10 protein-coding genes and 2 pseudogenes are annotated in these 13,288 nt (G+C 69.8%); 9 read left to right on the plus strand and 3 right to left on the minus strand.

Features of this window, described 5'->3' with window-relative positions; all coding sequences use genetic code 11:
• Positions 1 to 20 precede the first annotated feature (20 nt).
• Positions 21 to 1,616, plus strand: a complete 1,596-nt coding sequence (locus CA983_RS30590; protein ID WP_086604061.1) for a type I restriction-modification system subunit M — start codon at positions 21 to 23, stop codon at positions 1,614 to 1,616.
• A 4-nt stretch (positions 1,617 to 1,620) separates the two neighbouring features.
• Here CA983_RS30590 and CA983_RS30595 read toward each other — a convergent pair whose 3' ends face one another.
• Entirely contained in the window at positions 1,621 to 1,830 is a 210-nt protein-coding gene (locus CA983_RS30595) for a DUF397 domain-containing protein (protein ID WP_086604062.1), read from the minus strand.
• On the minus strand, positions 1,827 to 2,702 hold the full coding sequence (locus CA983_RS30600) for a helix-turn-helix domain-containing protein (protein WP_086604063.1): 876 nt from the start codon (positions 2,700 to 2,702) through the stop codon (positions 1,827 to 1,829). Before CA983_RS30600 ends, CA983_RS30595 begins: the two co-directional genes overlap by 4 nt.
• Positions 2,703 to 2,917: 215 nt before the next feature.
• Between CA983_RS30600 and CA983_RS48310 the strand changes: the two are divergent.
• Both CA983_RS48310 and CA983_RS30610 read left to right on the plus strand, forming a co-directional pair.
• Positions 2,918 to 3,088: pseudogene (locus CA983_RS48310) on the plus strand (ATP-binding protein); the annotation flags it as partial.
• Positions 3,089 to 3,389: 301 nt separating this feature from the next.
• A complete protein-coding gene (locus CA983_RS30610; protein WP_086604065.1) occupies positions 3,390 to 6,932 on the plus strand; it encodes an nSTAND1 domain-containing NTPase in 3,543 nt (1,180 codons plus the stop codon).
• 9 nt (positions 6,933 to 6,941) lie between these two features.
• Here the strand turns inward: CA983_RS30610 and CA983_RS30615 are convergent, their stop codons facing one another.
• Positions 6,942 to 7,241 carry an NIPSNAP family protein gene (locus tag CA983_RS30615; RefSeq protein WP_086604066.1) on the minus strand — a complete coding sequence of 100 codons (300 nt, stop codon included), beginning with the start codon at positions 7,239 to 7,241 and terminating at the stop codon, positions 6,942 to 6,944.
• A 303-nt stretch (positions 7,242 to 7,544) separates the two neighbouring features.
• Between CA983_RS30615 and CA983_RS30620 the strand changes: the two genes are divergently transcribed.
• The 6 genes and pseudogenes from CA983_RS30620 to CA983_RS48315 all read left to right on the plus strand — a co-directional run.
• Positions 7,545 to 8,483 (plus strand): helix-turn-helix domain-containing protein, encoded by a 939-nt coding sequence (locus CA983_RS30620; protein WP_208637077.1) that lies wholly within the window; start codon positions 7,545 to 7,547, stop codon positions 8,481 to 8,483.
• Positions 8,484 to 8,535: 52 nt separating this feature from the next.
• Positions 8,536 to 9,153: a Uma2 family endonuclease gene (locus CA983_RS30625; RefSeq protein WP_086604068.1), complete on the plus strand. Its 618-nt coding sequence runs from the start codon at positions 8,536 to 8,538 to the stop codon at positions 9,151 to 9,153.
• A gap of 178 nt (positions 9,154 to 9,331) precedes the next feature.
• Complete coding sequence (locus CA983_RS30630; protein WP_244207167.1) at positions 9,332 to 9,952, plus strand: hypothetical protein; 621 nt, start codon at positions 9,332 to 9,334, stop codon at positions 9,950 to 9,952.
• Positions 9,953 to 10,001: 49 nt separating this feature from the next.
• Positions 10,002 to 10,877, plus strand: coding sequence for an N-acetyl-1-D-myo-inositol-2-amino-2-deoxy-alpha-D-glucopyranoside deacetylase (gene mshB / locus CA983_RS30635; RefSeq protein ID WP_086604070.1), 876 nt, complete (start codon positions 10,002 to 10,004; stop codon positions 10,875 to 10,877).
• On the plus strand, positions 10,874 to 11,284 hold the full coding sequence (locus CA983_RS30640) for a DUF6113 family protein (protein ID WP_086604071.1): 411 nt from the start codon (positions 10,874 to 10,876) through the stop codon (positions 11,282 to 11,284). The genes mshB and CA983_RS30640 overlap by 4 nt, the downstream gene beginning before the upstream one ends.
• A 156-nt stretch (positions 11,285 to 11,440) precedes the next feature.
• Positions 11,441 to 13,288 (plus strand): annotated as a pseudogene (locus CA983_RS48315) (hypothetical protein); the annotation flags it as partial.

A 13,288-nucleotide genomic window follows, 5' to 3' on the forward strand; every position in this document is an offset into this window, starting at 1 on the left:
GTACAGCAGGAGTTCGAGCTGTGACCGCCTCCGCAGACGCCCAGCACCCCGCCCCCGAGCCGGTCAAGACGGCCAAGGCGGTCGCCCAGACCAACACACTCGTCTCCAAGCTCTGGAACTACTGCAACGTCCTCCGCGACAACGGCATGTCCACCATCGAGTACGTCGAGCAGCTCTCCTACCTGCTCTTCCTCAAGATGGTCGACGAGATCGAGAACGACCCGTGGGACGGCCAGGACATGAGCGCCATCGTCCCCGCCGAGTACAACTGGCAGACCCTCGTCAATAAGCGCGGTCCCGAGCTGGAGAAGCACTACCGAGCCGTCCTCGAAAACCTGGGCAGCCGTCCTGACACCACCATCGGCACGATCTTCGCCGAGGCCCAGAACCGCATCACCAAGCCCGCACTCCTCGAAAAACTGGTCGTTGACCTGATCGGCCGCGAGGACTGGACGGTCACGGGCACGGACCTCAAGGGCGACGCCTACGAGGGCCTGCTCGCCAAGGGCGCCTCGGACACCAAGACCGGCGCCGGCCAGTACTTCACGCCCCGGCCGCTCATCGACGCCATGGTCGACGTCATGCAGCCTGGCCCGGACGACACGATCACTGACCCGGCCTGTGGCACCGGCGGCTTCCTGATCGCGGCCCACGCCTACATCCGCGACCACCACATGAAGACCATGTCGCTCGACGACCGCAAGGCCTACGACGAGGGTCGCAAGATCTGGGGCAACGAACTCGTCACCGGCACCGCCCGCCTTGCTGCGATGAACATGCTCCTCCACGGCATCGGCAAGAGCGACGGCCCAAGCCTGATTACCGTCGGGGACGCCCTCGCCGACAAGCCCAGCGGCAAGCACGCCACCCTCGTCCTCGCGAACCCGCCCTTCGGCCGCAAGTCCGCGATCACCGTGATCGGTCAGGACGGCGAGGCCGAGAAGCAGGACACCGAGTACGACCGCGACGACTTCACCGCCACGACCACGAACAAGCAGCTCAACTTCCTGCAACACATCATGTCGCTCACGGCGGTCGGCGGGCGCGCTGCCGTCGTCCTGCCTGACAACGTCCTTTTCGAGGGCGGCGCCGGTGAGAAGATCCGCCGCAAGCTGCTTGACGAGTTCGACCTGCACACGATCCTGCGGCTGCCCACTGGCATCTTCTACGCGGGCGGCGTGAAGGCCAACGTCCTCTTCTTCGAGAAGAAGCCCCCGCGCGCCGACGGCAAGCCGCACACCACCGAGACGTGGGTCTACGACTTTCGCACCGGCCAGCACTTCACTCTCAAACAGCGCCCGCTCACCCGCGCCCACCTGGACGACTTCGTGGCGGCCTACCGGCCGGGTGAGCCCCGCTCCACCCGCGTCGAGTCCGAGGACGAGAACGGGCCGTTCAAGAAGTTCAGCTACGACGAGCTGATCGCCCGCGACAAGGTCAACCTCGACATCACGTGGATGAAGGACCCTGCCCTCGACGACGCCGACAGCGGCCTGCCGCCCGAGGTGATCGCCGAGGAGATCGTCCGCGACCTTCAGTCCGCCCTGAACGAGTTCACGGCCATCGCCCGCTCCCTGGGAGGCGACGTGGACGTACCGGAGGTCGAGGTCGAGTAGCCGTTCAGCCCCTAGACGCGTACGTCACGAAGTCGGCCCAGGCCTTTGGCGTCAGCCGGAGGCGGGGGCCGATTATGTGCTTGGAATCGCGGACGTGGATGGTCTCGGGGGCGGTGGCGACCTCCACGCAGTCGCTCGGGTTGCTGCTGTCGCTGTAGCTGCTCTTGAACCACACCAGCGCGGATGCGTGTTCGACAGGGGCCTTGCGGATCATCTTTCTCCCACCAGTTGCTCGACGAAGGCCAGTGACTCCCGTGCGGTCAGAGCCTCGGCCCGGATGATGCCATAGCGCAGTTCGAGGACCCTGACCTGCCTCGGATCATGGACAGGGCGGCCATTGAACTCGTCGTCCATACGCCCAACCGTCGTACCGTCCTCGAACTTCAGCGCCTGGATGCGGCCTCCGGTCCCAGGATGGTTCCAGCGGTCCGTCGGCATCACCTGAATTTCCACGTTTGGCAACTGACCGACCTCCAGGAGGTGTTCGAGCTGACTGCGCCACACCATCTTGCCCCCGACGGGGCGCCTGAGTGTCGTCTCTTCCAGGACGAAGCTGAGCTCAGGAGCTGGTGCACGGTCGAAGATCGCCTTTCGGGCCATACGCGCCGCCAGTGCCTGCTCCAACTGGTCTTCCGGGTTCACCGGCCGCCGTGTTCTTAGCAACGCCCACGCGTACTCCTTGGTTTGGAGCAAGCCGTGCAGGTTGTGATTGCCGTACGAGAGCAGCTCTACGGCCTTCGCCTCCATCTGCGCCAGGTCCCGCACCTTCTTGGGGTACCGGACCTTCTTCACGTCCTCCTTCATCGCGGCGAGCAACCCACCCGCCCTGAGCACCTCGTCCGCCATGTCCAGATACTCGGGCCGTGGGATCCGCTTGCCGGACTCGATCTTGTACACCATGTCCTCGCCGTACCCCACCGCCTCCCCGAACTCGGCAGCCCGCATCCCGGTCGCCTCCCGGCGCAGCTTCAGTTGCCGCCCAACGGTGGCGATGACCGCCAGTCCCCAGTCGTCGTCCGGATCCACCTCCCAACCAGGTTCGTCCGCCTCGGTCTTGAGCCGCCTTACTTCACCGTCCACCGACATTCCGTGCCCCTCCGTCGTACGGCTCTACCGACCCGCCTCGTACCGGTGCGGCCCCTCCCGACAAGCCGGAACACCACCGGACAAGCCCTGGACGGTCACCGTACGCGACGGCGTCGTTACTATTCACGGTAAGCGCACTCCGCCACGCTGAGTGACGCGAATCAAGAAACCGCCACCTTGTAGGTGCAACTCGGCATAGGAATCCGCAATTTCAGCGTTCCTGGGGCCTCCCCTTGGCCCCGGCGGCGCACATCGTGGCCAAACTTGCCGCCAACGCCGCCACGCACAGCTGTGTCCCCGGCCGGGACTTCCGGCTCACCCTCTACGTCGTCGGCGACACCTTGCGCATCGAGGTCACCGACGGGGTGGGCCGAGTGCAGAGTCGGTCCGCCACCGGAACCCGCCTGCCCGTGCTCCGGTGCGAGGGGCGGACTTTCCCGAGTGCCATGACGGTGAGAAAGAACCCTGCGGGGCGGGAAGAGCCGTAACCCTGCATGGCCGAAACGCATACGCACCGTTGAACGCGCCTGAGAAGCCCCAGAAGATGGTCATGAACGCCCTGCCTCACCGATCCACGGGCCCGGGGCGAATGACACGGTGCCGGCGTTTCGAGGCCGGTGGGAACGGGGGCTGAGCGGTGCTGGCGGGTGGCGGCGCGGTCGTGAGCGGTGTCCGATGAGGAACCGTATGCAGGTCGCGATTCAGATCATGCTGGCGCTGGTCGCCTGCTTGCTCGGGATCGCCACAAACTACGCGACCAGTACCGATGACGTCCCTTGGGCGCTGGCGGCGATTCAGCGGTTCGCTGTTCCGGCCATCGGAGTGCTGATTGTGGCACTTGTGGTCGGGCAAGTTGTCGTCTACCGGCTGGAGAACCCCGCACCGCCTCGGGCCGAGTGGCCGCGTGAGCGGGTCCCGTACCCGGGCCTCGACGCCTTCGACGAGGATGAGGCGCCCGTCTATTTCGGCAGGGAGGCACAGGCTGCCGAACTGACGCGCAGGTTGCACGCCACCGCGACCCGCCCCGCTGATCGGTTCCTGTTGCTGGTCGGGGCGTCCGGCAGCGGAAAATCCTCGCTGGTCAGGGCAGGGGTGATGCCTCGGCTTCGGGAACGCCGCTGGACCGTCGTACCGGCCTTCGCTCCCGGACCCAGCCCGCTGGGCGCCCTCGCGGGTGCGCTGGCGGCCGCCGCCGACGGGCAGAAACCGGCGAGTGCCGTACTGCGCAGGCTGCGTCAGGGGCCGGGCGCGTTGCGAGCCGAGCTGTCGCGGCTGCGTGGTGGCCGGTCCCGACGGGTGCTCCTTGTGGTCGACCAGTTCGAAGAGGTCGTCACCCTGGCGGGGGAGCGTGAACGCGTCCAGTTCCTCGAAGCGTTGCGGACCTGTGTGGAACAGGATCCGGCGGTCCGTGTGCTGGCCACCCTCCGAGTGGATCTGCTCGGCAGGCTCCTCGGCACCGGATACGCGGATCTTTTCCAGCATCCTGTCGTCATCGGCACCTTGGGCAGAGCACAGCTCGTCGAAGTCGTGGAGCGGCCGGGGGCCCTCGTCGGGCTCGGCTTCGAGGCCGGAGTCGTCGACTCCATCGTGAGCGAGACCGGGACGGACGACGCACTACCGCTGCTCGCCTATCTTCTCCAAGAGCTGTACTTCGCCTCCGGCCTTGGCGGGACTGTGACCGAGGAGCTGTACCGGCAGCTCGGCGGAGTGCCTGGCGCGCTGGCGCGCCAGGCAGACAACACCGTGACCGGGCTCGGTGCAGGCGTGGGCATCGACGCCGTCCTCCGGGTGCTGCTCCGGTTCGTCACTGTCGAAGAACAGGAGGTGGCTCGCCGCCATGTACCGCTGTCCGAACTCGACGGACAGGACCGCCATATCGTCGATGCCTTCGTAGAGGCGCGGCTGCTGCGCACCGATATCACGGACGGCGGCTCCACAACCACCAGTGAGCCCTACGCACAGGTGACGCACGAGGCCCTGTTCCGCCAGTGGGCCCCGTTGCGGCAGGAGGTCGAGGCGCGTGCCGAACGACTTCGCGAGCGCGCCGAACTGGAACGATGGGCGGCCGACTGGGAGCGGTCCGGACGCAGCGACGACTACCTGCTCACCGGGGAACGCCTCAGCGCCGCCCGGCGCTGGCTGGAAGCGTTGGAGGAATCCAGGCAGGCGTCCCCACCCGCCCGCGCACTCGTCGAGTCCTCGCAACGCCGCGACCTGACCTTCCTCAGCCGCGTCTCCGACAGCATCGGTCGGCAGGTTCTCCTGAGCGCGGAGGACGAACCGGAGCGTTCCCTGCTGCTGTCGCTCGCCGCGCTCGGCGAGTGCACACCCACGCCCTCGGCCAGACGCGGGCTGATGGCGGCGCTGGCGGCAAGTCACGTCCGTGCCCGGCTCGACGGACACACCGACACAGTCCGGCACATCGCATGGTCCCCCGACGGGCGCATGCTGGCCACGGCGTCCAGGGACGGCACAGCCCGCGTTCACGACGCACCGTCCGGACGCACCCGGCTGGTGCTGCCGTGCGACGGCGTCATGGTCGAGTCCGTTGCATGGTCGCCGGACTCGACGAGGGTGGCAACCGCCGGCCGTGACCGAGTCGTACGGATCTGGGATGCCGCCTCGGGAGATCCGGTCCGGCTGCTCACCGGAGCTGGGGACCTCAGCAGACAGGTCGCCTGGTCGCCGGATGGCCGGCACGTCGCGGCGAGCTCCAAGGACCGGATCGTCCGGGTCTGGGAGGCCGATAGCGGTCGGGTCGTGCACGAACTACACGGGCATAGCGAGGACGTGTGGGGTGTGGCCTGGGCGCCAGACGGCAATCGCCTCGCCTCCGCCTCTCATGATCAGACCGCGATCGTGTGGGACCTGACGACCGGGACAGCGGCCACCACACTCACCGGGCACTCGGACTTCGTCGAGGGCATCACCTGGTCACCCGACGGACGGCATATCGCCACCGGCTCCGGGGACAATACCGCCCGTATCTGGAATGCCAGGACCGGCGATCTGCGCCTGTTGCTGCGAGGACACACCGACTACGTGTGGAACCTGGCTTGGTCGCCAGACGGGCGGATGCTGGCCAGCGCCTCCTCGGACCGCACCGTGCGCATCGTCGACACCGAGGACGCCAAGGTCCTGGCCGTGCTGCGGGGCCACGCGGACACCGTGTGGGGCGTCACCTGGTCGCCCTGCGGAGCCATGCTCGCCACCAGTTCCACCGACGGCACTGGCATGGTGTGGGACCTGCGCCCGCGTGGCGCCGAGGTCGTACTGGCCGACGGACACCGAGGCCCGGTGAACCGTGCCGCGTGGTCCAGCGATGGCGACCGTTTCGCCACGGCCTCGGACGACGGCACCGTACGGGTGTGGGACGCGGTGACCGGCGCTCCGGCCGGACCGGTGATCGAGTGCGAGGACCGGGTCTGGTCTGTCGCCTGGGCCCCACAGGGGGAACGACTCGCGTTCAGTACGAACGACGGTCTGTTTGGGGTCGTCGACGGGCGCGGCAGCATACTGTTCGAGCGAAACGGCGAGGTCATCGAGGGGTGCGCGTGGTCTCCGAACGGCGGCCGAATCGCCACCGGTGGTCACGACGGTGCTGTGCGTGTTCTGTCCGCGCCGGACGGGACCGAGCTGCTGAAACTCACGGAACATCAGGACTGGGTGGGGCGTGTGGCCTGGTCGCCGAGCGGTCGACTGCTCGCCAGTTGCTCCGACGACCGTACGTGTCGACTGTGGGACATCGGGGAGGGGCGGCAGTTCACAGTGCTGCGCGGCCACGAGAACTACGTGGAGGAAGCGGCCTGGTCTCCGGACGAGGCGAGGATCGCCACCGCTTCTGGCGACTGGAGCGCCGCTGTGTGGGACGTGGCCACCGGGCGACGCATCGAGGTACTCAAGGGGCACGAAGGGCGGCTTCGCGCCGTCGCCTGGTCACCCGACGGCCTGCACATCGCCACGGGCGCCGACGACCGAACTGTACGGGTCTGGTCCGCCACGACCCTTGAAGAGGTCGCCGTCGTAGGTGTGCACCAGGACAAGGTGCTCTCCGTGGCCTGGTCCCCGGACGGCACGCGCCTGCTCACGGGATCAGCCGATGGGACGGCGCGGGTATGGAAAGCGGAGCCCGACTACGACCGACTGGAGGCCGCTGCCCGGGGGAGGGTTTTCCGTACTCTCACCCACGAGGAACGGCGGCAGCACCTGCTGCCGCTCGACCCCGCGTGACGTAGTGATTCAGTAGGCCTGCTCGACCGTGCGCTCTTCGGTGCGGACAAGGTAGTCGTCCGGGTTCAGGCCCATCGCTTCGCGCTCGGGCGACGACCAGTACAGCGCGTTGCGCTCGGCGAAGGTCTCCGGGCCCTCGTAGGAGATCAGCCAGAGGAACTGATTGAGCTCACGGTCCACCCACGCTCCTCCGATCGTGAACCCCAACTCCAGTCGCAGCGGGACGATTTCCTCCCGCCACCGCTGCACCCACTCGTCGAGCAGGCCGTCCCGGACCGTGTACGTACGCAGTTGTGTGGTCTTCGGCATGGCAGACATCCTCTCCGAGCGGCGAAGCCGGTGTGCCGCCGGAACCCGACAACTCGTGCTTCGGCGAAAGGGACGCTCTCTTTCYCAAGGACCATGACGGGGAAAAGACCCATACCAAACACCACCCCTCCCGCCCGCAGCGCCCGCTCACCCGCGCGAGTGAACATCTCCAACTTGGCTGGGTTCCCGGCCCTTTCCTGGCCCTACGCTCGGCGCAACACAACCGCAGACATGAGACGGCCCCCGCCGGGACGGCAATCCCAGTGCGAGGGCCTGACCACCGAGGAAGTAGAGGCCTTCCCGATGGGTACTCAGAACCCTAGCGTGCCCCCGCACGCCCAGGCCCGTATCGCGGGCAACAAGCACCCGAACCGACGGCCCGGCGCGTCCCACCGCACTGGCGGGCTCCAGCACGACAACACCCGTCACACCACCCGCTTCACGGTGATCGGCAATCACCTCGCCCAGCACAGGGAGTTCTCGCTCCTCGCCATCGGGCTCGGCACGCACCTCCAGTCGCTGCCGAAGGGCGCTTCGGCCGACATCAAGACCCTCGCCGCCCGGTTCCCCGAGGGAGCCACCCGGATCGCCGCCGCCCTGCGCGAACTGGAGGCTCACGGCTACCTGCGCCGCGAACGCGTCCGCACTTCCACCGGCCGCATCGTGACCCGCACGATCTCGTGCAATCAGCCTGCGGCGGCCCGCCATCGCTCCGAGGCCCACGACCACCCGGAGGCTCGAACGGTGGCGGCACCACAGCAGCGGGAGGCATGCGAGGAAAGCAGGACGCTCCCCACGCGCGCGGCGCGCGCGGAACGAGCATCCCGCAAGCCGCTCCCAGACGTACCGCGGCCCGCGTACCCCGGCCCCGCGTTGCTCCAAGCCGCCACSGACCTCCTSGCRGACCTCCRCCGCCACGACCCCSGCYTGCTCCTCTCYGCCCRCRACACSGCCCACCTGRCCCCCGGCGTCGCCGCCTGGCTSGARCGSGACGTCGCCCCCGCCGCCGTACGCCRSGCCCTGACCRCCGACCTSCCRCCCGAGGGCGTACGGCGACCCGCCGCCCTCCTGGCCCACCGTATCGCCGCCCAGCTCCCGGGTCCGGCCCCGTTCCGGGCACCGGCCGTCGCCCCGCCGCCACCACACCCGATGCAGAACTGCGACGGCTGCGACCGCGGATTCCGAGCTCCCCGCCCCGGCCACTGCCGCGACTGCCGCTCCGACCTCAAGAAGGCCGCCTAGCATGAACGTGACGATCCTTGCCCCTGGGCACAGACGACGAGGAGCGAGCGCCATGACCATCGCACCCGGCAACGCGCGGCGGGACGGCTCCCACCTGTACCGGGCCATGAGGGATGTCGTGCAGTCGATGGGCGACACCCTCCCCGGGAAATTCGAAGTCACCAAGGAAGGGATCGTGCACGACATGATGTCGCCGGGAGGCCCGCACGAGGTCACGGCCGCGCACGTCAGCCGCCGTCTGGAGAAGGTCATGCCGGACGAACTGCTGGCCCACAACGGCACGCCCGACGTGGAAGACGTGCCCGAGGGCATCATGCGGCACCCGGACGTGATGGTGATCCCCTGGGCCGACCTTGATGTCGAAGGTTCCATCGACCCCCGTACGGTCCTCGCTGCCATCGAGATCGTCTCCCGGTCCAACCCGGAGAACGACTGGGTGGGAAAGATGCGCGACTATCCGTTGCTCGGCATTCCGATCTACGTGATCTTCGATCCTCGTACCGGCAGCGGTGCCGTCTTCACCGACATCCACTCCACCCCGGAGGGCCCTCGCTACGCGGTGCGCAAGAACTTCGTCTATGGCGAGGACGTCACCATCGGTGAGTGGACCATCTCCACGAACGGCCTGCCGCGTTACCAGGACCACGGCGCGGAAGAGGCCGAGTCATGAGGGGCGTGATCCGGAAACCGAGGGCACTGTTTCGGTCACCTTCGCCCGTGCCGCCCGTCCTGGCTTGACCAGCCCCCCGGCGGCTCCGCGATCGTGCTGGTGAAGATCGTGGCGAAGAGTGATCGTGGGGTTGCACATGGCTGTTTCCAGGCCGCAGACGCGTCAGTTCGAGGCGTTTATGACGAACCTGTCATACGCCCGGCGCATGGTCGAGGCAGGCCGGATGCTCACGCCCTTCCGGTCACCCACGATCGACATCGACGACTTCTACCGGGCGGCCTGGGTCCAGGCCGTCGCCGCCATCGACCACTGGCTCCACGAGGAGGTGCTGCGCCGGGTAGCCGAACTGACGCTCCAGGACAGCCCCACGATGCCGCCCCAGCTGCGGAGGTACGAACTGCCGCTGCACCGGGTCGAGGCCGTGCGGCGGGGCGAGGTCACGCTTTCCGAAGCTGTTGCGGAGCACCTGCGCGAGAAGCTAGCCGTACAGGCGCTCCAGCACCCCGGAAAGATCTCCGAGGTGCTCAGGCTCGTGACCGAGAAGAAGGTCTGGTACGAGGCGGCGGGGTGCATCAACCAGCACTTCTTCCAGGGGCGGACCACGTTCAACGAGAAGAAGTTCCGCAGCCGGTACCTCGAGATCACCCAGCGCCGAAACAAGATCGCGCACGACGCCGACTTGATCGACGGCGATCTCGAACGGCGCCGTCCGATCGACGATGCCGACGTGACCGATGCCATCGACTGGATTGAGCGGATCGCCCTTGCCATCGCCCACGTGCTCGACGACGAGGGGTGACGGGTCGGGGCGCGACGAACAGCGGTCCGGTGCCTCATAGGGTGGTCCCATGACGGAAATGCCCACCCGGCGTCTGCTGCTGGTGCACGCGCACCCGGACGACGAGTCGATCAACAACGGCGCGACCATGGCCAGGTACGCGGCCGAGGGTGCCCACGTCACCCTGGTCACCTGCACCCTCGGCGAACGCGGCGAGGTCATCCCGCCGGAGCTCGCGCACCTGACCGGCCCCGCCCTGGGCCAGCACCGCCGCCGGGAGCTCGCCGCCGCCATGGCGGAGCTCGGCGTCCAGGACTTCCGCCTGCTCGGCGGCGCCGGACGCTACAGCGACTCCGGGATGATGGGCCTGCCCGACAACGACGACCCCGCCTGCTTCTGGCAGGCTGACGTCGACGAGGCCGCCGCGCACCTCGTCGAGGTGATCCGCGAGGTACGCCCCCAGGTCCTCGTCACCTACGACGACAACGGCGGCTACGGCCACCCCGACCACATCCAGGCCCACCGCGTCGCCATGCGGGCCGCCGAGCTGTCCGCCGAGAGCGGCCGGCCGATCCCGAAGGTCTACTGGAACCGGGCCCCCCGGTCCGTTGTGGAGCAGTCCTTCGCCCGGCTCCGGGAGGACCTGCCCGGCCTCCCCTTCGCGAAGGCGGCCGACGTCGACGACGTACCGGGCGTCGTGGCCGACGAGCGGATCACCACCGCGGTCGACGGCACCGCGCACGCCGCCGCCAAGGCCGCCGCGATGCGCGCCCACGCCACCCAGATCACCGTGTCCGGGCCGTATTTCGTGCTGTCCAACGAACTCGCGCAGCCGATCCTCACGACCGAGTACTACGAGCTGGTGCGGGGTGAGCGGGCCTCCGGTGAGCGGAACTCCGATGAGTGGGAGACGGACCTGTTCGCCGGTGTCGAGGAGCTCTCATGAACGACCGGAGTCCGATGCTCGCCCAGCCGATGCGGCCGCCCTCCGCCGGACGGGTCGTCGCCTTTGCCGGGTTCTTCCTGCTCGGGGCCGTGGTGGGGGCGGCCGGGGCGCTGGTGCAGCCCGGGTGGTTCCCGGGCGGGCTGCTGCTCGCCCTCGCCGGCGAGGCGGGGCTCGTCCTCGGCGCCGCGCGCGTCACCCGCGGGCGGGCCGGAGGCGTCGCGGCGGCCGCCGGCTGGATGCTCGCCGTGGTCCTGCTCACCGCCAGCCGTCCCGAGGGCGACTTCCTCTTCGCGGCGGGCTCCGGCTCCTATCTCTTCCTGCTCGGGGGCATCGGCGTAGCTGTGATCTGCGCCACCCTCGCCCCGGGGCGGCAACCGGACGGCGACCCCGTCCGACTTGGCAAGTGACGTACCACTTCGCCAGGACGCGCCCGTGGGGGTCCGGTGTGACTTTCCCCAGCGGTCCTGAGATACGGGTGAGAAGTGGCCAGTATGGTGGTGCGCGCCGCCGAGCTGCCCGCGTGAGGTTGTGTCGGGCGGCGGAGCCAACCGGGAGAACCTGCCTTGAGTCGTGAAACTGACACTCCGTCCTCCGGGCCCAACGGGCGCGGCGGAGCCGCCTACCCGTCGGGTACGCCGCCGTACGGGACCCCGACGGTCTCCGACGGCGGTACGGAAGCGGGCCGTTCGGCCACGCGGCCGGAGGAACGCAAGACCGAGACCACGCTGACGACCCGGATCCGGATCAACATCCCCGGGTCACGGCCCATTCCGCCGGTGGTCGTGCGCAAGCCCGTCACGGAAGCGGGGGGTTCCGGCGGCACCAGTACCGGTACCGGTACCGGTTCGGGCGCGGACAACGACGCGACGGCTCCTGGCACCGCCACGCCCAGGAGCACCGGCACCGTCGAGCCTGCTGCCGAGCCCGGCCAGTCCGCCCAGTCCGGCGAGGACAAGCCGACCAGCGACTGGTTCGCGCCCCGCAAGTCCGGCTCGGGCAAGCCCGGTCAGGGGAGCGGCTCCACCAACGGGGCCGGTCTGCCGGGCGGTTCGGGTCCGGCGGCGGGTGGTTCCGGGGCGGGTGGTCCGGGAGCCGGTGGTACTGGCTCGGGCGGCCCCGCTGCGGGCGGCTCCGGCGCCGGGCGGCCCGGAGGCGTGGTCGGTTCCATGAGCAGGCCGGGCGGCTCCCGGCCCGGCGGCACGAACGGTGCGGGGCTCCCCGGCGGCGCGACCGGCGGCCCCGTCGCGCCCGGGCACGGCGGCGGCACGGGCTCCTTCGACGTCACCGAGGCACTGGCGGCGGGCCCGCTCGGCAACGGTTCGCGTCCCGGCCCGGGCACCGACGGCGGCCAATCGCGCCGCGACGACCTGCCGTACTTCTCGGAGAACGACCGCCTCGGCGGCCAGAACGGCCAGAACGGCCAGGGCGGCTACGGCGGTGAGAGCGGCCAGGGCTCGCTCAACGGCTTCGGCGACGCGGGTGGCCCCGGCACGCAGGGCCCGGCCGGCCCGACGGGCGGTCCGGTCACCGGGGACGGCCCGATGATCCCACCGGCGGGCGGCCCCGGCGGACCGGGCGGCTTCCACGAGCAGGGCGGTCCCGGCGGACCGAACGGCTACAACGAGCGGGGCGGTCCCGGCGGGCCGGGCGCTTTCGATGAGCCGGGTGCTCGTGGTGGCTCTGGTGGCTTCAGTGAGCCTGGTGGCCCGGGCGGCTTCAGCGAGCCCGGTCGTTCCGGTGGCCCCGGCGCTTTCGATGGGCCGGGTGGTCCTGGTAGCTCCGGCGCGTTCAACGAGCCCGGTGGCCCCGGCGGCTTCAGCGAGCCCGGTGGTCCCGGCGGCTTCAGCGAGCCCGGTCGGTCTGGCGGCCCCGGCGCTTTCGATGGGCCGGGTGGTCCTGGTAGCCCCGGCGCGTTCAACGAGCCCGGTGGCCCGGGCGGCTTCAGCGAGCCTGGTCGGTCTGGCGGCCCCGGCGCCTTCGATGAGCCGGGTGGTCCTGGTGGTCCCGGCGGCTTCAGCGAGCCGGGTAGGCCCGGTGGGCCCGGCGCATTCGACGAGCCCGGTCGCCCTGGCACGCCCGGCGGACCCGGCGCGCCCAGCGCATTCAACGACCCCGGCCGGCCGGGCGGCCCCGGCGCACCTGCCGGTCCGGGAGCCATAGGCGGCCCCGCGGGTACGGGTGGCTCCGGCGGACCTGCCGGTACGGCCAACCCCGCAGGCCCTGGCGGCCCCGCCGGTACGGGCAAGCCCGGAGGCCCCGGCGGCACCGGCCCCCTCGGCCGTGCCCCCGGCGCTGCCGCTCCCACCGGCCACGGCCCCGGCGGCGGGATGAGCGACGACACCGCCATCCTCACGCCGCAGAAGCCGGCCCCCGAGCCGCCGGACGGCCAGGGCTACGGCCCCCGGCACGAC

The organism is Streptomyces swartbergensis (genome assembly GCF_002148965.1).
Lineage (GTDB): Bacteria > Actinomycetota > Actinomycetes > Streptomycetales > Streptomycetaceae > Streptomyces > Streptomyces swartbergensis.

Coding starts and splice junctions, on each gene's coding strand:
- CA983_RS30600 (WP_086604063.1), bottom strand. CDS start 2,702: ATGTCGGTGGACGGTGAAGTAAGGCGGCTCAAGACCGAGGCGGACGAA.
- CA983_RS30595 (WP_086604062.1), bottom strand. CDS start 1,830: ATGATCCGCAAGGCCCCTGTCGAACACGCATCCGCGCTGGTGTGGTTC.
- CA983_RS30615 (WP_086604066.1), bottom strand. CDS start 7,241: ATGCCGAAGACCACACAACTGCGTACGTACACGGTCCGGGACGGCCTG.
- mshB (WP_086604070.1), top strand. CDS start 10,002: ATGACGGAAATGCCCACCCGGCGTCTGCTGCTGGTGCACGCGCACCCG.
- CA983_RS30640 (WP_086604071.1), top strand. CDS start 10,874: ATGAACGACCGGAGTCCGATGCTCGCCCAGCCGATGCGGCCGCCCTCC.
- CA983_RS30610 (WP_086604065.1), top strand. CDS start 3,390: ATGCAGGTCGCGATTCAGATCATGCTGGCGCTGGTCGCCTGCTTGCTC.
- CA983_RS30630 (WP_244207167.1), top strand. CDS start 9,332: ATGACGAACCTGTCATACGCCCGGCGCATGGTCGAGGCAGGCCGGATG.
- CA983_RS30625 (WP_086604068.1), top strand. CDS start 8,536: ATGACCATCGCACCCGGCAACGCGCGGCGGGACGGCTCCCACCTGTAC.